The 25570-nt window shown below is 49.1% G+C and carries 25 protein-coding genes; 18 read left to right on the forward strand and 7 right to left on the reverse strand.

The features are described from left to right. Window positions 1-21 precede the first annotated feature (21 nt). Window positions 22-1179: a metallophosphoesterase gene (locus tag BM200_RS11575; protein ID WP_091185274.1), complete on the reverse strand. Its 1158-nt coding sequence runs from the start codon at window positions 1177-1179 to the stop codon at window positions 22-24. 172 nt (window positions 1180-1351) lie between these two features. On the opposite strand from BM200_RS11575, the gene BM200_RS11580 reads away from it, so the two are divergent. From BM200_RS11580 to sda, 3 genes are all read left to right on the forward strand, one after another. After that, window positions 1352-3511 (forward strand): DNA topoisomerase III, encoded by a 2160-nt coding sequence (locus BM200_RS11580; protein ID WP_091185276.1) that lies wholly within the window; start codon window positions 1352-1354, stop codon window positions 3509-3511. A 148-nt stretch (window positions 3512-3659) separates the two neighbouring features. Beyond that, window positions 3660-4331, forward strand: a complete 672-nt coding sequence (locus BM200_RS11585) for a YheC/YheD family protein (protein WP_091185278.1) — start codon at window positions 3660-3662, stop codon at window positions 4329-4331. A 329-nt stretch (window positions 4332-4660) separates the two neighbouring features. Beyond that, window positions 4661-4804 carry a sporulation histidine kinase inhibitor Sda gene (gene sda, locus BM200_RS11590; protein ID WP_091185280.1) on the forward strand — a complete coding sequence of 48 codons (144 nt, stop codon included), beginning with the start codon at window positions 4661-4663 and terminating at the stop codon, window positions 4802-4804. Here the strand turns inward: sda and BM200_RS11595 are convergent. Continuing rightward, entirely contained in the window at window positions 4801-5049 is a 249-nt protein-coding gene (locus BM200_RS11595; RefSeq protein WP_091185282.1) for a hypothetical protein, read from the reverse strand. The genes sda and BM200_RS11595 overlap by 4 nt on opposite strands. Before the next feature lie 108 nt (window positions 5050-5157). Beyond that, a complete protein-coding gene (locus tag BM200_RS11600) occupies window positions 5158-6159 on the reverse strand; it encodes an NAD(P)/FAD-dependent oxidoreductase (protein ID WP_091185284.1) in 1002 nt (333 codons plus the stop codon). Between the two features lie 356 nt (window positions 6160-6515). On the opposite strand from BM200_RS11600, the gene BM200_RS11605 reads away from it, so the two are divergent. Both BM200_RS11605 and BM200_RS11610 read left to right on the forward strand, forming a co-directional pair. Next, window positions 6516-7709 (forward strand): NAD(P)/FAD-dependent oxidoreductase, encoded by a 1194-nt coding sequence (locus tag BM200_RS11605; protein ID WP_091185286.1) that lies wholly within the window; start codon window positions 6516-6518, stop codon window positions 7707-7709. Then, window positions 7709-7969 (forward strand): hypothetical protein, encoded by a 261-nt coding sequence (locus BM200_RS11610; protein ID WP_091185289.1) that lies wholly within the window; start codon window positions 7709-7711, stop codon window positions 7967-7969. The genes BM200_RS11605 and BM200_RS11610 overlap by 1 nt, the downstream gene beginning before the upstream one ends. Window positions 7970-8320: 351 nt before the next feature. On the opposite strand, the gene hemQ is transcribed toward BM200_RS11610, so the two are convergent. Then, window positions 8321-9067 (reverse strand): hydrogen peroxide-dependent heme synthase, encoded by a 747-nt coding sequence (gene hemQ, locus BM200_RS11615; protein WP_091185292.1) that lies wholly within the window; start codon window positions 9065-9067, stop codon window positions 8321-8323. A gap of 158 nt (window positions 9068-9225) precedes the next feature. Here hemQ and BM200_RS11620 point away from each other — a divergent pair, with 158 nt between their 5' ends. From BM200_RS11620 to BM200_RS11675, 12 genes are all read left to right on the forward strand, one after another. Beyond that, window positions 9226-9513, forward strand: a complete 288-nt coding sequence (locus BM200_RS11620) for a YuiB family protein (protein WP_091185295.1) — start codon at window positions 9226-9228, stop codon at window positions 9511-9513. 155 nt (window positions 9514-9668) lie between these two features. Next, window positions 9669-11189, forward strand: coding sequence for a replication initiation and membrane attachment family protein (locus BM200_RS11625; protein WP_091186279.1), 1521 nt, complete (start codon window positions 9669-9671; stop codon window positions 11187-11189). A gap of 23 nt (window positions 11190-11212) precedes the next feature. Beyond that, window positions 11213-12169, forward strand: a complete 957-nt coding sequence (gene dnaI, locus BM200_RS11630; protein WP_091185297.1) for a primosomal protein DnaI — start codon at window positions 11213-11215, stop codon at window positions 12167-12169. A 356-nt stretch (window positions 12170-12525) separates the two neighbouring features. Continuing rightward, a complete protein-coding gene (locus tag BM200_RS11635) occupies window positions 12526-14268 on the forward strand; it encodes an ABC transporter substrate-binding protein (protein ID WP_091185299.1) in 1743 nt (580 codons plus the stop codon). Window positions 14269-14423: 155 nt separating this feature from the next. Further along, entirely contained in the window at window positions 14424-15395 is a 972-nt protein-coding gene (locus BM200_RS11640) for an ABC transporter permease (protein ID WP_091185302.1), read from the forward strand. Then, window positions 15392-16363: an ABC transporter permease gene (locus BM200_RS11645; protein WP_091185304.1), complete on the forward strand. Its 972-nt coding sequence runs from the start codon at window positions 15392-15394 to the stop codon at window positions 16361-16363. Before BM200_RS11640 ends, BM200_RS11645 begins: the two co-directional genes overlap by 4 nt. Beyond that, complete coding sequence (locus BM200_RS11650) at window positions 16330-17355, forward strand: ABC transporter ATP-binding protein (RefSeq protein WP_091185307.1); 1026 nt, start codon at window positions 16330-16332, stop codon at window positions 17353-17355. Before BM200_RS11645 ends, BM200_RS11650 begins: the two co-directional genes overlap by 34 nt. Then, window positions 17352-18341, forward strand: a complete 990-nt coding sequence (locus tag BM200_RS11655; RefSeq protein WP_091185311.1) for an ABC transporter ATP-binding protein — start codon at window positions 17352-17354, stop codon at window positions 18339-18341. Before BM200_RS11650 ends, BM200_RS11655 begins: the two co-directional genes overlap by 4 nt. Window positions 18342-18565: 224 nt before the next feature. Further along, a complete protein-coding gene (locus tag BM200_RS11660; RefSeq protein WP_091185314.1) occupies window positions 18566-19678 on the forward strand; it encodes a sulfate ABC transporter substrate-binding protein in 1113 nt (370 codons plus the stop codon). 36 nt (window positions 19679-19714) lie between these two features. Next, window positions 19715-20557 (forward strand): sulfate ABC transporter permease subunit CysT, encoded by an 843-nt coding sequence (gene cysT, locus BM200_RS11665; RefSeq protein WP_091185317.1) that lies wholly within the window; start codon window positions 19715-19717, stop codon window positions 20555-20557. A 15-nt stretch (window positions 20558-20572) separates the two neighbouring features. Further along, entirely contained in the window at window positions 20573-21457 is an 885-nt protein-coding gene (cysW, locus tag BM200_RS11670; RefSeq protein WP_091185318.1) for a sulfate ABC transporter permease subunit CysW, read from the forward strand. A 52-nt stretch (window positions 21458-21509) separates the two neighbouring features. After that, window positions 21510-21731 (forward strand): YezD family protein, encoded by a 222-nt coding sequence (locus BM200_RS11675; RefSeq protein ID WP_091185320.1) that lies wholly within the window; start codon window positions 21510-21512, stop codon window positions 21729-21731. 49 nt (window positions 21732-21780) lie between these two features. Here the strand turns inward: BM200_RS11675 and BM200_RS11680 are convergent, their stop codons facing one another. Beyond that, complete coding sequence (locus BM200_RS11680) at window positions 21781-21927, reverse strand: YqzM family protein (protein WP_425434546.1); 147 nt, start codon at window positions 21925-21927, stop codon at window positions 21781-21783. Between the two features lie 225 nt (window positions 21928-22152). Here BM200_RS11680 and uvrC point away from each other — a divergent pair, with 225 nt between their 5' ends. After that, window positions 22153-24042 carry an excinuclease ABC subunit UvrC gene (gene uvrC, locus BM200_RS11685; RefSeq protein WP_091185325.1) on the forward strand — a complete coding sequence of 630 codons (1890 nt, stop codon included), beginning with the start codon at window positions 22153-22155 and terminating at the stop codon, window positions 24040-24042. A gap of 169 nt (window positions 24043-24211) precedes the next feature. Here the strand turns inward: uvrC and BM200_RS29695 are convergent, their stop codons facing one another. Then, window positions 24212-24619, reverse strand: a complete 408-nt coding sequence (locus BM200_RS29695) for a hypothetical protein (RefSeq protein ID WP_139230781.1) — start codon at window positions 24617-24619, stop codon at window positions 24212-24214. Between the two features lie 367 nt (window positions 24620-24986). Next, a complete protein-coding gene (locus BM200_RS11695; RefSeq protein ID WP_091185330.1) occupies window positions 24987-25496 on the reverse strand; it encodes a hypothetical protein in 510 nt (169 codons plus the stop codon). Window positions 25497-25570 lie beyond the last annotated feature (74 nt).

The raw sequence follows: 25570 nt of genomic DNA on the forward strand, positions 1-25570 counted from the left end.
TTTCATACTGTGTTGACAGGGTTATTGCTCCGGCTTGAATTCGAGCTCGACTTGAATGATCTCGGAACGGCTGCCCAGCCGGATTGGCGGTCCCCAGGAGCCAAATCCCGATGATACGATAGCATGCAGGCTGCCTTTCAGCTTATAGCCCCAATCCAGCTCGAATATACGGCGGGTGATCAGATGGTTAGGTGCCATTTGCCCGCGGTGGGTATGGCCGGACAAGGACAGGTCAATGCCGTTTAACGCCGCCTGCTCCAGATCCGAAGGCTGATGGTCCATCATAATAAGCGGCAGAGCTTTATTTACCGTCGCTGTCAGCTCGCTGATGGGCAGCCGGCCTTCCGGATCACTTGACCGCGCGGCCAAATCTTTACGGCCAATGATGTAGAAGCTGTCTTGAATGAGGATTTTCTCGTCGAGCAGTACACGGATACCGATGGCATTCATCTCGGCGATATATTGCTCAATATGTCCGCCGATGTATTCATGGTTGCCCAGTACAGCATAGACACCAAGCGGCGCCTTGAGCTTGCTCATCGTGGCGGCCATATTGCGGCGGATGAACGGATCGATGCTGTCGTCAATCACATCGCCTGGCAGAAGGATCAGGTCGGGCTTCATTTCTTCCATATGGCGGACGAGCCGTTCAAGATGCTTGTTGCCAACGACCGTGCCCAGATGAATGTCCGAGGCGACACCGATCCGGAGCTTTTGGAAAGAGCCGGCCTGCTTCGGAATCGTTAGTTTGTAGGTTCGGACGATAGGCGTCCACGCGTTCCAGGCACCCCGAATGAGAATCGAAGCCAAGAGAATAAAGGCAACTGTGCCGACAGAAGCTACGGCTGTTTTGTATTCAACAGAGGCAAGGGTAAGCAGCCAGACGATCAGATCCGCGAGCGGCAATATAATCAGGGAGTACTGCATGACGGCGAACCAATAGGAGCCGAAATATTTGAGGGAATAAGCCATTTGGCGGATCGGCGAGGCCGAATGCTGTCCTAACCGTCCGAGGATCCAGGAGAAGGAGAGGATTCCGACAATGATGCCGTACGGCAAGGCATGCTCCAGATTAAACAGCGAGGATAGGTATTCCCACCCGTTCCAGCCGATGTACCCGTTCACCAAGCCGAATATCAGAAGGAAAACTGCAATAACAGGAATAAATCTAGCTTTCACTTGGAATACACCTTGCTTCCATTTATAGGTTGAGTTCACTTGTGAAACTACTATAGCATAACGGCAATTGCCGGGTAAAATCACACCTGCCCGCATTGGTTTCCATGCCATTTTTCTAGTATACTTGTACAAGAATTTACGGCATTCGCATGTATGGAGAGAGGGATTAGGAATGAAGTCATTAGTGCTCGCGGAAAAGCCAAGCGTAGCAAAGGAAATTGCACGCGTACTGGGCTGCAGCAGCAAAAATAAAAGCTATATGGAAGGTCCGGATTATGTGGTCACCTGGGCTTTGGGACATCTGGTTACTCTCGCAGAGCCGGAGGATTATGATCCGAAATACAAGACTTGGAACCTTGAGGATTTGCCTTTGCTGCCGAATAAAATGAACCTGAAAGTGATGCGCGAAACGTCGCATCAATATAAGGCGGTTGCGCAGCTGTGCAAGCGTCCGGATATCGGTGAACTGATTATCGCCACCGATGCGGGGCGGGAAGGCGAGCTTGTGGCAAGATGGATTATGGAGCTTGTCCATTGGCGCAAGCCGTTCAAGCGGCTGTGGATTTCGTCCCAGACGGACAAAGCGATCAAGGACGGCTTCAAGGCGCTTAAGCCTGGCCATCAATATAATAACCTGTATGCGTCGGCGGTCTGCCGGGCGGAAGCGGACTGGCTTGTAGGCCTGAATGTAACAAGGGCCCTGACGGTGAAGTACAATGCCCAGCTTGCTGCCGGCCGCGTGCAGACGCCTACGCTTGGCGCGCTGATGGATCGCGAGAAGGAGATCAACCAATTCCAGTCGCAGCCTTATTGGACCGTTACAGCCGACCTGGGCGCGTTCCAGGCGGTATGGCGCCAGAATGATTCCCATGACGGCAGATTGTGGGACAAGAATGATGCTGAGGCTGTTGTGGCGCGTCTGCAAGGAAAGAACGCCAAGGTCGACAAGCTGCGCACGACCCTGAAGTCCGAGCCTCACCCGCAAGCCTTTGATCTCACCGAGCTGCAGCGGGAAGCGAACAAGCGGTTTGGCTTCTCCGCGAAAATGACGTCAAACGTCCTGCAGAAGCTGTACGAGCAGCATAAGCTCGTAACTTATCCGCGTACCGATTCTCGTTATCTGTCGAGTGATATCGTGTCAACGCTTAAGGGGCGTCTTGAAAGCGTGGCGGTAGGACCTTATGCGCCGCTTGCCCGGAAGCTGCTGCGGGGACAGCTGACCGTTACGAAGCGGTTCGTTGACGACAGCAAGGTTAGCGACCACCATGCCATTATCCCTACGGATGAGTACGTGAATTTATCTGCGCTGAGCAACGATGAGCGTAAGCTGTACGATCTGATCGCGCGCCGTTTTATCGCTCTATTCTATCCGCCATATACGTATGATGAGACAAGTGTCGTGCTTGCGATCGGTGAAGATAAGCTGTATGCGAAAGGGAAAATCCAGAAGGATATCGGCTGGAAGGAGCTTTATGCAGGCGGTGATTCGAGATTTGCGGCTGATGATGACGATGAGGACGAGAATGACCGGAGCGAGGACAAAAGCACGCCGGAGCAGCTGCTGCCTTCGCTCGTTCAGGGTCAGCCAGTTCCGGTCAAGCAGAGCCGCTTGAAGGAGCTGCGCACCATGCCTCCTGCCCGTTATACGGAAGCCTCGCTGCTCACGAAGATGGAGAAGCACAGTCTAGGCACACCGGCTACACGCGCGGATATCATCGAGAAGCTGCTCTCTACCGAAACGATCGAGAGATCACAAAACCGTCTTATTCCGACAGGCAAAGGCAAGCAGCTTATTGAGCTTGTCGTAGATGAACTTCGCAGTCCTGAGCTTACGGCCAAATGGGAACGGGAGCTTGAGCAGATTGCGCTTGGCAAAGGGGATGCCAAGCAATTTATGACGGGTATCCGGGAGCAAGCCAGCAAATGGGTGACGGCTGTAAAGAATGAAACAAAAGAGTATAAGCCGCATAATTTAACCCATTCGCGTTGTCCGGAATGCGGCAAGCTTCTGATGGAAGTGAAAGGCAAACGCGGCAAGTCGCTCGTCTGCTCCGACCGCGGATGCAGCTACCGCCGTCAGGCTGAGCCGTCACTGTCGAATAAGCGTTGTCCGCAATGCCATAAGAAGATGGAGATTCATAACGGCAAGGCAGGCAAATATGCGCAATGCAGGCCATGCAATGTTATTGAGATGCTTGGCGACAAGCAGGGCGGCAGAGTTAATAAGCATCAGCAGAAAAAAATGATCGAGCAGTACAGCGATAATGTATCGTTATCAAACAGTCTTGCCGATGCTCTGAAGGCGGCAATGAACAAACAGGATAATGAATAAGTAAACAGGAGGGAGTACAGCTAATTGAGCTGTTGCTCCCTTTTTTACCCCTTAGGAAGGGGCAGCCGTTTACGCTTGCCTTGGACAATCATCCAAGAGACAAACGTTACTCTATCATATGCTATCAGTAGGAAAGGAGATTGATAGCATGGATGATCAACTAGGCCGGCCAGTCCCTGACAAATGGGCGAAGCAGGCGGCGCTGCTCGCTAACCCTTCTATTGCCCCTCATATCCCACCGACCAAGCGATACAATGCCGGCAATCTAAGAAGTATGCTAGGTAAGCATCAAATGGTTGTTATTAAGCCGGTAGTGGGTACGGGAGGACATGGCGTTATTAAGGTTTGGAAGTCGGGCGCAGGCTACAGCTACACTTCTCATTCGACAACCCATGAATTTACAAGCTTTGCGGCGTTAAAGTCAGCACTCGACAAGAAACGTAAAAACCGTCCTTATCTGATCCAGAAAGGAATTCGTCTGGCCAAGGTTGGTGGACGTCCAATCGATTACCGAGTGAAATATGTGAAGACGGAAGCGGGATGGGAATACCGTTCCATGGTCGGCAGGATTGCAAAACCGGGATTATTCGTCACGAACCTATGCCAGGGCGGCACGATGGTTACGGCAGCGGAAGGGATTCGCAGATCGTTGTCTCCATCTCTGGTTGGTGCGAAAAAGCAGAAAATGCGGGACTTGACCGTAATGTCAACGAGGATGCTGGAGGAAAGGTTCCCTGGCGTTGCCACGCTAGGTTTTGATTACGGCATTGATGTTAACGGAAAGATATGGATCTTTGAGGTGAATACGAGGCCGCAATAATGCGATTATCCAGCTTATAAAACCCGTTTGGGTTTATTTTTTTTTCAGGCCGAACCTACAAGCTTATGAACAGATTTTCAATATATTCCATTAATGGGTCAAGAAAATTCGATTAAAGTTTTTTATCGGCTTTTGGAAAAAAAAGGCTGTGTATAAAAGTATCCACATCATCCACTAAGGAAAATCCTCATTATTCGACGTATATTCACATCTCATGCACAGCCTGTCCACAAGGGGATGTGCATAAGAGGAGCCATTGTTGAGAGGAATAGGGCATGTTACGATGGGAACAGCTTAGGAAACTTTAGGAAGAAAGGAAGTGTCCAGTAATGGAGCTGCTGTCAGACGAGCTACTGGAAGACACCTACCTTGCCGCCATTCAGTACAATCTGGAAGACGACTTCATCCGAATGCTGCTGATTGAGATGAAGCGAAGGCAACTAAACAAGTCCGTTGTATCAAATGTCGTTTAACGGGATGATCCCCATTCCGTAACGGCAGCCTCAACCGTCCGCTCACAGGACGGGCAGTACACAATATGCATGCAGTTCTTTTCATCGGCCGATTGATTTAACCATGTCGTCTCTGTCTCTAATGGCACATAAGGTGCGTAAGGACCAACCCAGTCTGTCATTCGGCCCCAATCTTCCATCGCTTGACCACAATTGGCGCAGGCTGCATTCAGCGGCTGCATGCCATTGCATACAGGACAAAACATAAGGGTATCCTCCTTGGCTTCGTGCAACATGCTTGCACTTGAATGAATCGCCAACGTTAGGATACCCTTGTCATTTTCATTTTACCACATGGAATTAATATGTTTGTGCTACAGCTTCATGTTGCTGCTATGTCCGGGAGAGAGCTTCGCATCCGGATCAATATAGACCTTGGCATTATTAATGGCGGTTGGTGCTTCCCCAAAGCCTACGGCAATCAGCTTGAGCTTGCCTGGATAAGTCGTAATGTCCCCTGCGGCGAAGATGCCGCTGACACTTGTCTCCATCCGTGTATCGACGACGATGGAGCCGCCCTGAATTTCTATGCCCCACTCGGCAATTGGACCAAGAGATGAGACAAAGCCATAATTGACGATTACCGCATCTACTTCGATCTCGGTTTCTTCCTTCGATTTAACATCGGCAAGGGTTACACGACGAATACGGCCATCGCCATGAAGGGATGTAATCTCTTTTGGCGTCAGAACTTTGACCTTAGAGTTGATCAGATTTTGTACGCTATGCTCGTGTGCTCGGAACTTGTCGCGGCGATGCACGAGTGTGACGCTTTCGGCGATCGGCTCGAGCATAAGCGCCCAGTCCACCGCAGAATCTCCGCCTCCTGTGAGTAGAACCTTCTGTCCTCTGAACCGGTTCAGATCCCCTACAAAATAGTAGAGATTGCTCTTCTCGTATTGCACGGCTTCGGGAAGCTCCAGCCTGCGCGGCTCAAAGGCGCCGACGCCGGCAGTAATAATAACCGCTTTTGCATAATGTACAGCTTTATTGGTAATCACTTCAAATAAACGTTCGCTCTGTTTGTTGACTTCAACTACTTTCTCTTCCAACAATACTTCCGGCTGGAATAAGCCGATCTGCTCAATTAATCGATCAACAAGCTCCCCGGCTGTAACTTTTGGAAATCCGGCCACGTCATATATGTACTTCTCCGGATAAAGGGCTGCGAGCTGACCTCCAAGCTGGGGCATGCTCTCAATGATTTTGACGGATGCATGGCGCATTCCGCCGTAAAAGGCCGCGAACAGGCCGGCAGGTCCGCCGCCAATAATGATAATATCTACAAGGTTATCGGGCTTCTGAACGGATGACATGGAAAGACACCTCCAGTAAATTGATGATCTGCTTCCTATTATATGCCTGCCGTTTCGAAGAAGGAAATATTTAATTTGTATGCTGCTCTAAAGTTTTTCGTATATTTTGCTCTTGAAGTTTACGTAAAAACTATGTAATATTTCTGATGTATTGTATGTATGGCGCCGGATTTGGACCAGTCGACAGAGAAGAAAGATGACTGAAACACGATGTTGAGGCGTATAATCGGAGCGATAAATCAGACCAAAAAATGACACAATTCGCTGGTAAAGAAATATAGATCCAGCACGGATTGTGTAATTTTTCACAAACAAAAAGACACATAAACAAGCTAAGGAATGGATGGGATCATACGATGAGCAACATACCCAAAATTGTCATCTTAGGAGCTGGCTACGGCGGCGTGCTTACTGCGCTGCGGTTGCAAAAAGAACTTAACTATAACGAGGCTGACGTCACATTAGTGAATAAGCACGACTATCATTATATTACTACGCATTTGCATATGCCGGCTGCAGGAACGGATAATCCTGAGAATGCGCGCGTCAGCATCTCGAAGCTGATTGACGAATTCAAGATCGACTTCGTGAAATCGACAGTCGTACAAATTCGCCCGCAGGATAAAAAGGTTATCCTTGAGGATGGAACCCTTTCGTATGATTACCTTGTCATCGGTCTTGGCGGCGAGCCGGAAACCTTTGGCATTCCGGGACTTGGCGAGTACGCGATGAACATTCGCAGCATTAACTCTGTCCGCCTGATCCGTGAGCATATTGAATATCAATTTGCACGCTTCAAGCGTGAACCGCATCGCACGGACTATCTGACCTTTATCGTAGGCGGAGCCGGCTTTACCGGTATCGAATTCGTTGGCGAGCTGTCCGATCGCATTCCTGAGCTGTGCAAGCAGTTTGATGTGGATCCGGCACTTGTGAAAATTTATAATATCGAAGCTGCACCAACCGCACTGCCTGGATTTGACCCTGAGCTCGTGGAATACGCCATGGACGTATTAACGAAAAAAGGCGTAACGTTCCGCATCGGAACAGCGATCAAAGAGTGCACCCCTGACGGTGTAGTCGTTGGTGAAGGCGAAGAAATCAAATCGCAGACGGTCATTTGGACCGGCGGTATCCGCGGCAACCGTCTGATTGAGGATGCAGGCTTTGAAACGATGCGCGGACGCGTGAAAGTGGATGACAACCTGCGTGCTCCCGGCCATGAGAATATTTATATCGTTGGCGATAACTCCCTGATGTTTAATGAGGAAGGCCGCCCGTATCCGCCAACAGCGCAAATTGCGATGCAGCAAGGTGTTGTATGTGCGCATAACCTGATTGCCTCAATCCGCAACCAGCCGCTGAAGTCGTTCGTGTTCAGCAACAAAGGCACGGTGGCATCGCTGGGCAAAGGGGAAGCGATCGGTATCGCTTTCGGCAAGAAGTACAAAGGCCGCATGGCGGCTTGGCTTAAAAAGATGATCGACCTGCGTTATTTGTTCATCATCGGCGGTATTCCGCTTGTGCTGCGTAAAGGGAAGTTCCTGTAATGCGTCATTGCAGCGTTCAAGTCCGCGGATTATTGACCCGGGATGAGCTCGACCGTTACAATGCGCTGATGGAAGTCGGATCGTTCCTGGAGTCCCAGCAGCGTTATGATTTGTCGTATACGGTGCAAAAAGAAGTGGACATTCTCATCATGCCCGCCATCGAGCGGCTAAAGGAAAAAGGCCGCGAGCGCGACCGCGCAACCGAACTCTATCTCGAACAAAAACGTCTCGGCCTTCTGGACGAGGACGACGAAGATTAATAAGAAAAAGGCTTTCGCTTCGGCGAAAGCCTTTTTTATTTTGTGCTTGCATGCATTTCCGATTTCTAGCTGCCTTCTCTAGTGGAGAGTCAATGGAGGAAGCTGGCCGACAGCTCAAACACGGGCGAGCTTAATAACCTATAAACAAACGCCACCGGAATTACCCGGTGGCGTTACACTGTTATAACAAAAAGGTTAGACGAGGATGGAGCAGCTCAAATGATTCTGGAGAAGCGTAGCGTTCGCCTTTGTTCACGGATTCCAACCTATAACAATTGAAATCAAGGAATCCGTGAACAACAGCGATCGGAAGAACATTTGACTGCGGAGATCCTCCAGCTAACCGCCCGCTTACAGCGACAGCATCGCCTTAAACTTTTCATCCGTCAACAGATTCCCCACAAAGAATTCGCCAAAATCGCCATAACGAGCGCTCACTTCATCAAAGCGCATCTCGTAGACGAGTTTTTTGAATTGAAGCGCATCGTCGGCAAACAGCGTTACGCCCCATTCCCAATCATCGAAGCCAACGGAGCCGGTGATGATCTGTTTGACTTTGCCCGCATATTTGCGGCCGATCATGCCATGGCTGCGCATCATCGTGCGGCGGTCGTCCATGCTGAGCATGTACCAGTTATCATTGCCCGAGCGGCGTTTGTTCATCGGATAGAAGCAAATATGTCTTGCTTTCGGAAGAGTTGGCTTCAGACGCGCAACAACCTCCGGATTTTGCATTGGGTCGCTGCCCGGGGAATTCACGTAGTTGCTAAGCTCAACTACGCTCACATAAGAGTGAGCCGGCTGTGTGAACTCGGCAAACAGCGTTTTGTTAAATGCGGTTTCAATGTCGTTTAGCTCTTCCAGCGTTTCGCGCAGGTGCATAAAGACGAAATCGGCTTTTTGGCCTACGATCGAATATACAGCTGTGCTGCCTTGCTTGTTGTCATCTACGTTGCTCCATTCCTTCAGGAAGGATTGAAGCTCGTCCAGCGCCTGACTGCGCTCTTTATCGGTTGCAAGCCGCCATGCTGCCCAATCCATCGAACGGAAATCATGCAGCGCGTACCAGCCTTCTAATGTAATGGCTACTTCACTCATTGGTAAATTCTCCTCTCGTCTCATTGCTTTTAACATTGTATCGTATATAATTCAGCTAGAGCAAATGGCGGACTTGTGACAAATAGACAACGTTGATTGACTTCCTTATTTCCATTATTTAAACTGATAAGCGAGACTTTCCATAAGGAGAAGAGGACATGCTTCAATTAATTGTAGCTACGGTGCTGTTTCTGGTCATGATGTTCGGCATCGGCTTTATACTTAACATGCTTCTCAAAACAACCTGGTTTCCCATTTATGTATTCATAATTATACTGCTACCGCTCGGCATTTGGTCGACATGGGACGAATCGGTTTCGTTTGTCGATAATTTCACGGAGTTTACATATGTCGATGTTATTCCGGTTATAGGCGCCCTGGCTGGGGCGTATGTCAGCGGCTGGGCCATTCGCGCATTGCGCCGCGGCGGTTATAAAATGTTCTAACAACAAAGCGGCTCTCGTTATCCCGGATCGGGATGGCGGGGCCGTTTTTCAATCGGTTTTGCGCTTGCTCCTCATATTTCTAGTTTTGTATTCGACCCCGGCCCTTCTTTTTATGTTAAAATGATAGAAAGTATGAATGAGATGGAGAGATGCAATTGCGCATCGGTAATCTACTGCAATTTACGGAGCATCACCGTTACTACATTTTTCGCGATTTTTCACTAAGCAGCTTGGACTATAAAATGTTGTCGCTTATCTATCAGCCGATGATAGGCGCTTTTGCTATTGCCTTCTACCAACAACTGTATCATGGCATAACAGAAGGCACATCCGGTTACTCAACCATTGAGACTCAGCGTAAACTGTTCCTGGGACTTGGACTTGATATGAATGAACGAGGCAGAAAATATCTGATTGACCAGGCCTCGCGGCTCGAAGCGGTTGGACTTCTGCAGACGTCGCGGGTTGGTATGCCGGATCAGGCGGACGTGATGTATGAATATGAGCTCTCGCAGCCTATGTCGCCAAGCGAGTTTTTCCGCAATCAGCATTTGACCCTGCTGCTTCGGGACAAGATCGGCAAGTACGCGGTTATTTCGCTTCGCGAATCGTTTGGGGCACAGGAGCCTGACGAGCTTGCGCAGAAGCAGCTGACCAAAGAAAACATATCCGTTCCTTTCTACGAGTTGTTCCAGTTGAACATACAATCGGTTGACCAGGAACTGGAGCAGGCGTTGACGGAGGTTGCGCCAACACGACAAGCCGCGCCTCGAGCACAGCTGGAGACGGCAGGTATTCCTTATGGCGAGATCATCCTGCGTTTTCCGCGTAATTCGGCGAACCGGAGTTATGTAGAGCGGATGCGCGGCAATGCCGAGCAGCTCGCCCAAGTCAATTATGTCGCTTATAAATACAATCTATCCGTAGCGGATATTTGCCGATTACTGGATGAGGACGATATTTTCGTTCAAACAACCGGTGAGTTAATCGTAGACGAGCTGCAGCTTCGGGCCAATCAGCTGTACCGTCAGGATAAGAAACGCGAAGGGGACCGGCAGCGGACGGTTGCCCGCGTGCAGGCGGCAACGGTTCAACCGAATGAAGCAGACGGAGATCTCGTCGAGTTTGACGTACAGGAAGAATATTATTTGCATGTTCCAAGCCAATTGGCGGGGAAATGTGATGTGCAGCAATATAACATGCTCATGCGGAATGAGCCTCACACCAAGTTTTTGCAGAAGTTTTTCCCAGGGGCAGTACCGGACTGGATCGAAAGATCGTTCGAACGAATTGACCTTAATTATAAGCTCCCCGCACCGGTTATAAACGTACTTATTCATTATGTAATAGGCATGAATGATGCGCAGCGCGTAACGAAGACCTTCCTGGAAGCCGTTGTGTCCAATATGCTCGTCAAGCAGGTGGACACGTTCGAGAAGGCTGTGCTTTATGTAAGGGAGCAGGCTGAAGTCGAAGCGGATAAGGAACGCCGGAATGCCAGGGCAGCCGGACAGTCAGGTGCAAGAGGAACTACGCGCAGCAATGCGCGAGGCGGTATTTCACGCAAGCCGTCTATTCCGATTGTGCAGGATGAAGGGGCAGGCGATACGGCTATTTCGCCGGAGAAGCTGGAGCAGATGCGCAGGCTGGCCAGAAAACTGGATGGCAAAGGTTAGAACATAAGGCGGGGTGAATACGAATGGAATCGCTTGGTGAAATGTTGAAATCATGGCCTGGCGGAAAGTCAATGACCGATCAAGCGCAGCAAAAGCTTGGAGAGCTTATGGCGGACCCTCTTGTTGAGCGTCTGTTCGTCAAGCACCCTGAGCTGGATGAGCGTGCGGTACGGATGAATATGAACCGTGTATATCAATACGTGAAGGAATACCGGAACTGCTCGAATTGTCCGGGGCTAAGCCAATGTCCCAATGATTTCGAGGGTCATTATACATTGCTCTCATGCGAGACGGTTAACGATCAAGTGCAGTTGATTGACCGGAAGGTGTCCTGCAAGAAATTTATTGCAAAGCGCAGCGAAGAGCAGATCAAGAATCGGATCCGTAGTTTTTATGTCGATGAGACAGCACTAAATAACGGCTATTCGGCCGATGAAATTTTGTTTAACGATCCGAAGCGGACGGAAGCGGCCTACCAGATTCTCGCTTATATCGATAAGACGAAGGAAGAGGGCTTACAGAAGGAAGGTTTATACCTGGCGGGCAAATTTGGCACGGGTAAGACATTCCTGATGTGTTATCTGCTTCATGAGCTTGCGAAAGCGGGCTACTCCGGAGCTATCGTGTACATGCCGGAGTTCGTAGAGGACTTGAAATCTATGATGCATGATCAGGCGAAGCTTCGCGAGACGGTAGAGATGATGAAAGAGACCGATCTTCTTATTTTTGATGATATGGGAGCCGAGAACTTGAATCCGTGGGTACGGGACCATGTGCTGGGATCCATTCTGAACTACCGGATGAACCGCAAACCTACTTTATATACCTCCAATTATGAGTTGGATGCGTTGGAGAAGCATTTCAGCTTTACAAGCAAAGACGGCGATGAACAGCATAAAGGAGAGCGTCTGATGAACCGGATCAAACCTTACGTTCAGGTTGTGATGGTCACGGGTGAGAATAAGCGGGGACGCAAGTAAAAGGAAGAGGCTGCACATTTGTTCAAATGTGCAGCCTCTTTTTGTGAAAATACTTTAACTATTTACCGCGTTAATAACTTGTAGTATACTCTCCTCAGGGGAGGTGAGAAAATGTTACATACTTGGAAAAATAAAGTTCAAGATGTACATCTTTGTAAGTTCATATCGGTGACCGTGAATTCAGAATGAACGGATGTTTCAATTTCAATTAGATTATGTATCCATTGTAAACGGAAAGCAATAGTTATGATCAAAATAGTCAGAAAAATTAAAAGATTTGAACAAATAGAAAAGAGCGGATCAATCTGACACTAGCAAACGGATAGAATAACGTGCAAATTAGAGGAGGAGATAGGATGATTACACGAAAGAAATCGATGAAGTTTTTGTTTCTATTAAGTATATTGGCTATCGTCATTTCAGGCTGTTCCAGCAACAATAACGGTAATAGCTCGAATTCCCCATCACCTTCTGCGACAACAGCAGATGAATCGGCCTCTCCTTCCACAGAACCATCTGAAGATCCCAACACGCCTAAAGTAGGCGGAACCTTAACGGTAAGTACATTCTCCGATATCGTTTCGGTTAATCCAATTTTCGTAAATGATACGTCATCAGGCGATATGCAGTATTTGTTGTTCGCCCAGTTGTATGACCTTGACCGCGACGGTAACCTGGTTGTACAGCCATGGTCGATCGCTTCTGAGCTTCCTCAAATCTCTGAAGACGGTAAAACGTACACGGTAAAAATGAAAAATACGGCCAAATGGAGTGACGGTCAGCCGATCACTGCAGAAGATTTGGTCTTTACCATTAATACGATTATTAACCCTAAGGCAGGTGCACCGGGGATCAGCCTTTATGACAAGGTTGATAAAGTCGAGAAGGTCGACGACTACACCGTTAAATTTACGCTCAAGCAAGTATACGCACCATTCCAATATTCCTTGATGGTGAATCCGGTGCCAAGCCATATCCTGAAGGATGTGAAGCCGGAGGAGTTGCAGGCTAATCCATACGGTAAAGACCCTGCTAAGACGGTTACAAGCGGTCCTTGGAAATGGTCGGAATGGAAGACCGGTCAATATGTAAGTCTCGAAGCCGATCCGAATTACTGGGGCGAAGTGAAGCCGAATATTCAGAAAGTCGTTTACAAAATTTATGCGGATCAAAATACCGAGGTTCAAGCACTGATCAAAGGCGATGTGGATACAACGCTTGCGATTCCAATTACGCAGCTAGAAGCAGTTGAGAAAAATGACAAGATCACTGTCATTAAAGGAGCCACTTCAACCTACGAATATATCAGCTTCAACTTTGACGCAAACAACTTCCCTGATAAATTCATTCCTTTCAACTCGCAAAAAAGCCGCCAAGCCATTGCCTATGCACTTAACCGCCAAGGTATGGTTGATAATGTCTTGAAAGGGACAGGTGCACTGATGAACGCGCCATTCCTGCCAGGCTCCTGGTCAGACCCTGGCGACAAAGCGGTTAACTATGCCTATGACGCTGAGAAAGCGAAAGCCTTGCTTGCCGAAGACGGATGGGTACCGGGCAAAGACGGCATTCTCGAAAAAGACGGCCACCGTTTCTCCTTCGAGCTGCAATACAACGCTGGCAACAGCCGCCGTGAAGCCGTATCCCAAATTATTCAGCAGAATCTGAAAGACGTTGGTATTGAAGTGAAGCCAACAGCGATTGACTTCGCAACCTGGATTGATCAAAACATCACGCCGGGCAAATATCCTGCTATTCTCCTTGGCTGGTCGCTTAGCAATCCGGATCCGGACGGCGAAAGCATCTTCTCGTCGAAATACTTCCCGCCAGCTGGACAAAACAACGGCTGGTACAAGAACGAAAAGCTCGACAAGCTGTGGGTTGACGGTTACTCCGTTGTAGACCAAGCTGCACGTAAAGAGATTTACAACCAAATCGCAACTGAAATCTCGACTGATCTGCCTTACGTATTCCTGTATCAATACGGCAATCCGCAAGGTGTCGGACCTAAAGTGAAATTCGCTCCGGAGGATGCTCCGGAACCAACTCATCAAACCGGTTACTTCTACCACATGATCAAATGGTGGCTAGCCGAATAACAGCGTAAAATTCGATCGTTTACAGGAGAAGAGGGCGTGGCCCTCTTCTTCCTTGTAAACTTAATTGTCGCAAAAGGCGCGGCAATTCTTAAGTGAATGCTTACGAAGTAGAATTGCCGCAAAAGGCGCGGCAATTCTTTTAGGAGGATGGGCAAATGACCGAGTTTTTTATTCGCCGAACGCTTCAGTCCGTCTTGGTGCTATTCCTGATTACGCTCGTGACATTCGGGCTTATCCATGCCGCTCCGGGAGGACCTTTTCAAATGATGCTGGCACCGGGCTTATCTCCGGAAGCCATGAAGGTACAAGCACATAATATGGGGCTGGATCAGCCTCTTCCTATGCAATACTTACATTGGTTAGGCAACTTGCTGCAAGGTGACTTGGGTTATACGTTTAAGAATCATGTACCGATTGGCCAGGTGATTTGGCCAACCGTAAAAAACACGTTTATTCTGATGGGAGTGGCATGGCTGCTGACCCTCATTATTGCTATCCCATGGGGCATCTACAACAGCACGAAGGAATACAGTCTGTCCGATCAAACGGCCTCCTTTATTTCGTATATCGGATTTGCGATGCCGACCTTCTGGTTCGGGATCATTCTACAGCAGATCTTCTCGATAAAGCTGGACTGGCTACCGTTAGCCGATATGTACGCCATGGACAAGGAAGGTCAGCTTGGCGACCTGATGATGCATCTCATTCTCCCGGTGACCGTTCTGACGCTTAGCTTCCTGGCTGCTTATGTGAAGTATTCGCGCTCCAGCATGATGGAGGTGCTTGATAAAGATTATATCCGTACCGCACGGGCAAAAGGGGTGCGGGAAGGCAAGGTTATTTACAAGCACGCTCTCCGTAACGCGTTAATTCCTGTCATTACGATTGTAGCGCTTGACCTGCCGCTGCTTGTTGCCGGCGCGGCCTTAACCGAAAGTGTGTTCAATTGGCCGGGAATGGGACGTTTATTCGTACAGATGGCGGTTGCACGCGAGTACTCCGTTCTAATGGCCATTACTCTTTTAACGGCTGTTATTGTCATTATCGGCAATCTGATCGCCGATCTGCTATACGCGGTTGTTGATCCACGTGTGCAGCTTGGAAAGAGAGGGGGAAGATCGGCATGAGCGAAGCAAACATGCAAACCTCTGCCGTTATCCCGCCGGTTGACGTGCAGGCGGTTAAACCGCTCAAACGCCCTCCCGGACCTTGGCGAACGGCATGGACCAAGTTTCGCCGCAATCCCTATGCGATGAGCGGCCTGGTTGTTCTTCTTATTTTTGTGATTTGCGGGGCATTCGCTCCGTGGTTTACCAAATATGACCCGGCAAAAATTGATTTGATGTTCGCTAATTTGAAGGCAGGTACTGACGGTCATCTGCTGGGAACAGATGAGATGGGCCGCGACATTTTCGCCCGATTGCTCTATAGCGCACGGATCTCCTTGGCTGTCGGATTTTCCGTTGCGGCCGGATCAGTCATTATTGGAACCTTGATTGGATCCATCTCCGGTTATTTTGGAGGATTTATCGATACCTGCTTTATGCGGCTGGTAGACGTGATGAATTCAATTCCATTATTATTCCTGAACATTCTCGTGCTTGCGATCTTTGGTACCGAATTCCGTTACATGATCATGGTTCTTATTCTAACGAGCTGGATGAGTGTAGCACGGCTTGTGCGGGGCACGTTCCTGCAGCTCCGCGAAATGCAATATGTGGAAGCGGCAAGGGCTATCGGAGTGTCGAACTTCGGTATCATATTCCGGCATTTGCTCCGCAATGCCAGCTTCCCGATCATCGTAAATGCGACATTAATGGTAGGTGCAGCAATCTTAAGCGAATCGGCCTTGTCTTATCTTGGTTTAGGTATTCAAGCGCCTCAAACCAGCTGGGGTCTAATGCTGACAAACGCACGCGAGTTTATGCTTGTTGATCCGTTGCAATCGGTGTATCCGGGTGTCTGCATTCTTCTTGTAGTACTTGCCGTTAATTTTATTGGCGACGGCATTCAGGACTCATTGAACCCGCGGCAGAAAATGTCCGAGAGGAGAATCGACAGATGGCGGAAAAGCTTCTTGAAATCGAAAATCTAACAGCCGGTTTTCTCACGGTAGGCGGAACGGTAAAGGCCACCGAGCATGTATCGCTCTCTCTCGATAAAGGGCAGACCGTTTGTCTTGTAGGGGAGTCCGGCAGCGGGAAAAGCGTCACTTCGCTAGCTATCATGCGGCTTATTGATTACAGCGGAGGTGCGATTCTTGAAGGCAGCATCCGGTTCCAGGGCGAAGATCTGACGAAGCGGAGCCAGGATGAAATGATCCGGATACGCGGCAATAAAATCGCTATGATTTTTCAGGATCCGATGTCTTCCCTTAATCCGGTCTATACCGTAGGAGATCAGATTGCCGAGAGCATCATGCTTCACCGGAAGAAGGGAAAGAAGGAAGCCCATAAAATGGCGGTTGATATGCTCCGGCTGGTCGGCATTCCGGCCCCCGAAATCCGGGCGAAGCAATATCCGCATGAGCTGTCCGGAGGGATGTGTCAGCGGGTCGTTATTGCGATCGCTTTGGCCTGCGACCCGGATTTGCTTATTGCCGATGAACCAACAACTGCGCTGGATGTAACGGTACAGGCCCAAATCCTCGACCTGCTTCGAAGCCTGCAGAAGGAGCTTGGCATGTCCATCCTGCTTATTACGCATGACATGGGCGTTGCCGCCGAGATGGCGGACCGTATAGCGGTCATGTATGCCGGCATTATTGTGGAAGAAGGCAGTGCAAACGATATATTCGCTCGCCCGAGTCACCCCTATACAGAGGGATTGTTGAAGTCTGTGCCTGGCTTGGATGGATCAAGAGGCGATGAGTTGTATACGATTCGGGGCAATATTCCGGGACTTAGCCAGCTTCCGGTGGGATGCCGTTTCCATCCGCGTTGTCCGCATGCGAAGGATATTTGCCGGGAGAAGTCACCGCCGGCATTCAGGGTAACAGAAGGTCATCACGCCTCTTGCTGGATGTACATGGAGGAAGGCGGAGCAGCAGCTTGGAAAAATGAATCGAAGCCCGAGGTGAGCCGATGAACGCGGAATATGTACTTGAGCTGCGCGGAGTCAAAAAATATTTCCCCATTCGGTCCGGTCTTCTGAACCGGGTGGTTGGACAGGTCAAAGCGGTGGATGATGTGACGCTGTCGATCCGCAAAGGAGAGACGTTTGGTCTCGTTGGCGAATCGGGCTGCGGCAAATCAACGCTTGGCCGGGTTGTGCTTAATCTTCATAAGGCGACGGAAGGCGAAGTCAACTTCAACGGTACCGATGTACAGAAGCTGAGCGGGCAGGAGCTGCGCCGGCTGCGCAAGCAGATGCAGATTATTTTCCAGGATCCGTTTGGCTCGCTTAATCCGCGGTTTCTGGTAAAGGATATTATCGGAGAACCGCTCAGGCTGCACGAGCGGATGACGGAGAGGGAGATCGACAGCCGTGTCGTGGAGCTGATGGAGCTGGTTGGCCTTGATGCTACCCGCAGAAACCGTTATCCGCAGGAGTTCTCCGGCGGACAGCGGCAGCGTATCGGCATTGCGCGGGCTATCGCTCTAAATCCCGAGTTTATTGTAGCGGATGAAGCGGTGTCTGCCCTCGACGTATCGGTGCAGTCGCAGGTGATTAACCTGCTCATGAAGCTGCAGCGCGAGCTGGGCTTGACCTTCCTCTTTATTGCTCATGGGCTTAACGTCGTCCGGCATATCTCAGACCGGGTTGGTGTTATGTATCTGGGAAAAATCGTTGAGGTTGCCCCAACGGAGGAGCTGTTCGCAAAGCCGCTCCATCCCTATACCGCAGCTCTCTTGTCGGCGATTCCAAGGCCGGATCCAACCCGGAAGCGGGAGAGAATCGTGCTGCAAGGGGATGTGCCGTCTCCTGCGAATCCTCCTTCGGGCTGCCGCTTTCACCCGCGGTGCCCGGCTGCACAAGCAAAATGCAGCATGGAGGAGCCGCAGCTGAGGGAGCTGGCGGATGGAAGGCAAGTCGCCTGCCATTTCCCGCTGGATGCAAGTCTAATTGGATAAAGGTACAAGGCTGGGCTTATGCCCGGCCTTTTTGTTTGGCTTTTTACTTATAAGGATGGCTTATAGTTGTAATAAATAATTTCCAATTTTCTATTGACAGATGATTGGGCGGGCTGGTAATATTCATCCATAACCAACTAAACAGGTAGGAATAATACTGACTACCCGGACCACCGGATGCTGACATTATTCAACTGTCAATAAAAATAGGGGTGTGTTGACTAATGAAGAGATTAGCTATCGTCCGTTCGTTTGTACTTATTCTTACTTTTACCCTGGTGCTCGCAGCATGCGGCAACAATTCCAACTCCAATTCAAATTCAACTAATAGTGGAAATAAAGAAACTCCTGCAGCTTCCAATGCAGGCACTGCATCGGAAGCTCCAAGCGAAAAACCGAAAGATCCGGTTGAATTGCTTAACGTATCTTATGACCCGACTCGTGAACTCTATGAAAAATATAATGAAGCATTCTCGAAATACTGGAAAGACAAAACTGGCCAGGAAGTAACAATCAAGCAATCCCATGGCGGCTCCGGCAAACAAGCGCGTGCCGTTATAGATGGTCTGAAAGCAGACGTAGTAACTCTGGCGCTTGGTTACGACATTGACGCACTGGTAGAACCGGGCTTGATCAAACCTGACTGGCAGACAAAATTCGAACATAACAGCGCACCTTACACGTCCACCATCGTATTCCTTGTCCGCAAAGGCAATCCAAAAGGCATTAACGACTGGAGCGACCTGATCAAGGACGGCGTTGAAGTGATTACGCCAAGTCCGAAAACTTCGGGCGGCGCACGCTGGAACTACCTCGCGGCTTGGGGTTACGCCTTGAAGAAAAACAACAACGACGAAGCAAAAGCGCAAGAGTTTGTGAAAGAGCTGTTTAAACATGTCCCTGTTCTGGATTCCGGCGCACGCGGCGCAACTACGACATTCGTAGAAAAAGGCATCGGCGACGTATTACTCGCTTGGGAGAATGAAGCCTACCTGTCAGTCAAAGAACTTGGTCCGGATAAATTCGATATCGTTTATCCATCGATCAGCATCCTTGCAGAGCCTCCGGTTGCCGTTGTTGATAAAGTTGCCGATGAACGAGGTACAAGAGAAGTAGCTGAAGCTTACCTGCAATACCTGTACTCTGATGAAGGTCAAGAAATTGCAGCGCAGAATTATTACCGTCCAATCAACGAAACGATCGCTGCGAAATACAAAGATCAGTTTAAGGACCTCGAGCTGATTACCATTGACGACTTTGGCGGCTGGAAGACCGCTCAAGAGAAGCACTTTAATGACGGCGGCATCTTCGACAAGATTTACACGCCAGGCTCTTAAATGATGGTGACCATAGATGAACGGAGCTGACTTCACATGAAAGGTTCCAAAGCAAAAAAGTCTAAAAACGTACTGCCGGGCTTTGGCCTGTCGATGGGCTTCACCATTGCTTACCTGAGCTTGATCGTTCTAATCCCTCTCGCCGGTGTGTTTGTGAAAACAACCGGCCTGAGCTGGAACGAGTTCTGGGCGGTTATCACGAATCCCCGCGTAATCGCCTCCTACCGGATCAGCTTTACAACTTCCGTTCTCGCCGCTTTAACGAATCTGGTGTTTGGGCTTCTTGTAGCCTGGGTGCTGGTCCGTTATCGTTTCCCCGGGAAAAAGATTATCGACAGCCTCGTCGATTTGCCGTTTGCTCTTCCGACGGCCGTGGCAGGAATTGCGTTAACCGCGATCTATGCGCCAAACGGCTGGGTAGGCTCGCTGCTTGAGCCGCTTGGACTGAAGGTCGCTTATACGCAGCTTGGCATTACGATTGCGTTAATTTTTATCGGTATACCTTTTGTTGTCCGAACCGTCCAGCCTGTCCTGCAAGATTTCGAGAAAGATACGGAGGAAGCGGCGGTAATGCTGGGCGCTTACAGGTGGCGTACATTTTGGAAGGTGATTTTCCCGGAGCTGCTGCCTGCGTTGTTAACGGGGTTCACGCTGGCTTTCGCCAGGGGAATCGGGGAATATGGTTCCGTCGTGTTTATCTCCGGCAACATGCCGATGAAAACCGAAATTGCACCGCTCCTTATCATGACGAAGCTTGAGCAATTTGATTATAAGGGTGCTACTGCAATAGCGCTGGTAATGCTTATTATATCCTTCTTGCTTCTGCTGCTTATCAATTTCATGCAATGGCGCATTAGCCGCCGTACGATTGCGGAATAGGGGAGGGATAATAAGATGGCAGGAGCCGTTACCGCGCATTTGTCTCAGGAAGCATCGAAAAGGCCGAAACATATTACCGAGTCGGCCGGAGTTAGATGGCTATTAATCAGTATTGCTTTAGTATTCCTAAGTCTGGCCGTTGTCATGCCCCTTGTATCCGTATTTATTGAAGCATTCAAGAAAGGCTTTGATGTCTACAAGGCGGCGATTACCGATCCCGATGCTTTGTCGGCCTTACGGTTAACTTTGTTTGTTGCTCTGATTGCCGTACCTCTTAATGCGGTATTTGGTATCTCGGCGGCATGGGCGATCAGCAAGTTCCGCTTTAAAGGAAAGAATTTTCTTATTACATTGATAGATCTGCCGTTTGCCGTATCGCCTGTCATTTCAGGAATGATATATATCTTATTGTTTGGAGCGCAAGGCTTCCTTGGACCTTGGCTCGACAAGCATGATATTCAAATCGTATTTGCTCTTCCAGGCATCGTTCTTGCCACCATTTTTGTAACGGTTCCGTTTGTTGCCCGTGAGCTCATTCCGCTCATGCAGGCACAAGGGGTACAGGAAGAAGAAGCCGCAGCCGTTCTTGGTGCAAAAGGCTGGCAAATCTTCTGGCGTATTACGCTGCCCAATATCAAATGGGGCCTGCTTTATGGCGTAATCCTCAGCAATGCCCGCGCGATGGGGGAGTTTGGCGCTGTATCCGTCGTATCCGGCCATATAAGGGGAGAGACGAATACGCTGCCTCTTCATATTGAGATCCTTTATAATGAGTACCAGTTTTCCGCTTCCTTTGCGGTAGCTTCCCTGCTCGTTATGCTGGCGGTTCTAACCTTGCTTGTGAAAGCCTTATTTGAATGGAAAACCAATCAAGGCGCATCCCACGAAAAGCTGAACTAAATTTTTTTACTATTAAAACCGAGTAAATCGGTTGATTATGGAGGGGTTAATAATGGCAAAACCTTTGGAAGTAGATCAGTTGTGGTTGGACCGGATTCTCGAGCAAGTTAATGGGTTGCAGTATGGTTCTGTCAATATTACCGTACATGATGGACGTATTGTTCAAATCGACCGTACCGAGCGTACGCGATACGATCAGCCTTCGCATAAGCAGGGGCAGTCGGATCAGCAAAAGGCAGGAAGTGGCGATCAGCTGCGTGCAGTTGCTCAATAAGACATGAAAAAAGCTCCGTATCGGTTATCCGATACGGAGCTTTTTTTTGTTACGAGATGATGAATTTCACAATGACAGCAGCAGCGAAGATTACGGTCATGAAACCGAGCATTCCGCCAAAGCCCATCACAACGTCCATCAAGTCGTGGCGCGGTTCTTCGTTCACATGTTCGCGCGGATCACGTACATTTTCCACTATGGATTACGCCTCCCTTGAAGACCATTCAGCTTATAATAGTATACCCAACTTTACGAATAATTGTAAAGCAATTGATTGACAAATATAAGGCGAAACATGCGTTCGATATGATAAAATAAAAGAATATATGCACAGCCTAGAGCTTATGCTTTCGAAGTAAGAATCACCACCAACCGGCCAGCGTTCGGCCAATCGTGTGGCAATTCTTGTAGGAGGGGAACCATGGATCAGCAACAACAGAATACAGCCATCAGCCGGGCAGAAGCCGAAGAGCTAATCCGCAACAAATTAGCGCTGCTTCCAGACCAGCCAGGCTGTTATTTAATGAAGAACGGGGAAGGAACAATTATATATGTAGGCAAAGCGAAGGTGCTGAAAAATCGCGTCCGCTCCTACTTTAACGGCAGTCATAACGGCAAGACCCAACGGCTTGTATCGGAAATTCGCGATTTTGATTATATTATTACCTCAAGCAATATGGAAGCACTTATCCTGGAATGTAACCTGATTAAGCAATATCATCCGCGGTATAACGTCCTGCTGAAGGATGATAAGACTTTTCCATATATTAAGATTACGAATGAGACACATCCGCGTCTGGAGGTTACACGGCGTGTCGTGAAGGATAAGGGCAAATATTTCGGACCGTATCCAAACGCCTATGCCGCACAGCAGACGAAAAAGCTGCTTGACCGGATTTATCCGCTTCGCAAATGCGGGACGTTGCCTGATAAAGTCTGTTTATATTATCATATCGGCCAATGTATTGCTCCTTGCGAGTTTGAAGTGGAGCCCGGGCAATACGAGACGATGGTACAGGAGATTACGAAATTCCTTAACGGCGGTCATGATGTGGTGAAAGCAGATCTTCAGCGCAAGATGGAAGCAGCGGCCGAGGAGCTTAATTTCGAGCGGGCCAAGGAATACCGCGATCAGATCATCAATATTGATGCAGTTATCGAGAAGCAGAAGATTACGATGAATGACGCCCTCGACCGCGATATATTCGGGTATGCGGTGGAGAAGGGCTGGATGTGTGTTCAGATCCTGTATATGCGCCAAGGTAAAATGATTGAGCGCCGCGGCACGACGTTCCCTTATTACGGGGAAGAGTATGATGACTTCATGACGTTCGTCACACAGTACTATAGCGATAACCCGGCGCTGCCGAAGCAAATCCTGCTGCCTCTCCCGGCTTCCGAAGAAGAAGAGAGCGCAGAGATGACGTCTAACTCCGCGGATGAATTTGCAACTATGCTGCATAACTGGTTAAAAGTGAAGGTTTTAATGCCGCAGCGCGGACGGAAGAGCGAAGCCGTATCGATGGCGATCGACAATGCCAAGATTGCGCTTGCCGATAAATTCCGACTTATTGAACGTGATGAGGAGAGAAGCATCCGGGCATCGGAAGGACTGGCAGAATGGCTTGGACTGCCGGAGGTTCGCCGAATTGAAGCGTTTGATAACTCAAACATTCAGGGCACGAATCCGGTCTCGGCGATGGTTGTTTTTACGGATGGCAAACCCGACAAGAAGGAATATCGCAAGTACAAGGTGAAGACCGTAGTTGGAGCGGATGATTACGAGACGATGCGGGAGGTTGTTCGCCGCCGTTACGAAAGAATGCTGAAGGAGCAGCTAACGCCTCCGGATTTGATCGTAATTGACGGAGGTAAAGGACAAATCTCGGCAGCTCTTGATATCCTGCATAACGAGCTTGGGCTTTATATTCCGGTATGCGGGCTTGTCAAGGATGCCAAGCATAAGACGGCTCAGTTAATGACCGGTGATCCCCCGGAAGTAGTGCCGCTGCCAAGGGACAGTCAGGAGTTCTATCTGCTGCAGCGAATTCAGGATGAGGTCCACCGTTTTGCGATCTCCTTCCACCGTGAGCAGCGCGGCAAGTCGATGATTGCTTCGCAGCTGGATGCGATTCCCGGAATCGGAGAAAAACGCCGCAAACTCTTGCTTAAGCATTTTGGCTCGATCAAGAAGATCAGGGAAGCATCAATCGAGGACTTCAAGCCGCTGTCGATTGGCGAGAAGCTGGCTTCGGAAATTATTGCCGCATTAAATGACAACGAAAAGGAACAAGAAAAGGAAAAGGAATGAACCTCATTCCCTGAACCTATACACAAACAGTGAAGGGAATGTAGGGGAACCTCATTCCTCTGAACCTATAAACAAACAGTGAAGGGAATGTAGGGGAACCTCATTCCCTGAACCTATAAACAGTAAAAGGAATGTAGGGTACTCTACATTCCTTTTACTATATTATTAATTATTGCTTATTTACCTTTACCGCTTTTATTGCCTTTATTCGCTCCGCCTTTGCTGCCTGAGGATTTAGCGCCTCCAGATTTGCTGCTTCCGGCTTTATCCGCACCAGCTTTATTCGCTCCGTGTTTGCCGCCTGAGGATTTGCCTCCTCCAGATTTAGCGCCTCCAGACTTAGCGCCTCCAGACTTAGCGCCTCCAGACTTAGCGCCTCCAGACTTAGCGCCTCCAGACTTAGCTCCTCTGGATTTGCTGCTTCCAGCTTTATCCGCTCCGGCTTTACCGCCTCCAGATTTAGCTCCTCCGGATTTGCTGTTTCCGCCTTTAGCGCCTGCGGATTTATTGCCTCCGGATTTACCACCTTCAGCTTTTTCCGCTCCAGCTTTGTTGCCTCCAGATTTGCCTTTTCCACCTTTGCCGCCTCCGGCTTTTTTAGCTGCGGCTTTGTTCGCTCCTGCACTTCTGCCGCCAGGGCTTTGGCTGCCAGGGCTTTGGCTGCCAGGGCTTTGGTTGCCGGGGCTTTGATTATCAGGGCTTTGGTTGCCAGGGCTTTGGTTGCCAGGGCTTTGGTTGCCAGGGCTTTGGTTGCCGGGGCTTTGGTTACCAGGGCTTTGGTTGCCGGGACTTTGGTTGCCAGGGCTTTGGTTGCTGCCAGGGCTTTGGTTGTTTGGCAATTCTATCACTCCTCATGAACGTAATACTAGATTATATGAAGAGTGCTAGAGTTACTCTTGTACAGGAGTGGACATACGAACGAAATAGTTCCTTGTCCAATTTTATTACAGTGCGATGCTTGTAATTTTGTTGAGAGGCACATAAACGATATAAGTCGTTTTGTAGCTCACAGCAGAGAACGTAGCATTTCCGTTTTGGAAGCCTGCCCATTTCGCTTTATCGAGATCTTTCCCGTTATCCAGCGTCACGCGTTGAATAACTTGTCCGAGCGACAGCTTGCTAAGGATGCTGTATGCATATTCAGCATTGTTTTTTCCGTTTGCTTTTTCCCCTTGATTGTACGGAATTGCTGAATTGTCATGACAGCCTGAGGATTTGTGCTGGTCGCAGTTGCCCGACGATTTGTGCTGATAGCAGCTGTTAGATTTGTTTTCGCATTTGCATGAGGACTTATGCTGCCAGCAACTCTTACCTGAAGATTTGTGTTCGCCCGACTTTTTCTTTCCTGAGGATTTGTGAGAATAGCCGCCTGATTTTTTACCCGATTGTTTATTGCACTTTTGGCTTGAGCATTGTTTGCGACAATTGCTATAACCGCTTACTTTGATTGACAATCCTATCACCTCCATTTTCTTTGACTTAATAGATTATATTAATTTGGATAGAGTTGCTCTTGGACAAAGTTACC

Source organism: Paenibacillus catalpae (assembly GCF_900112695.1).
In the GTDB taxonomy this organism is placed as follows: Bacteria; Bacillota; Bacilli; order Paenibacillales; family Paenibacillaceae; genus Pristimantibacillus; species Pristimantibacillus catalpae.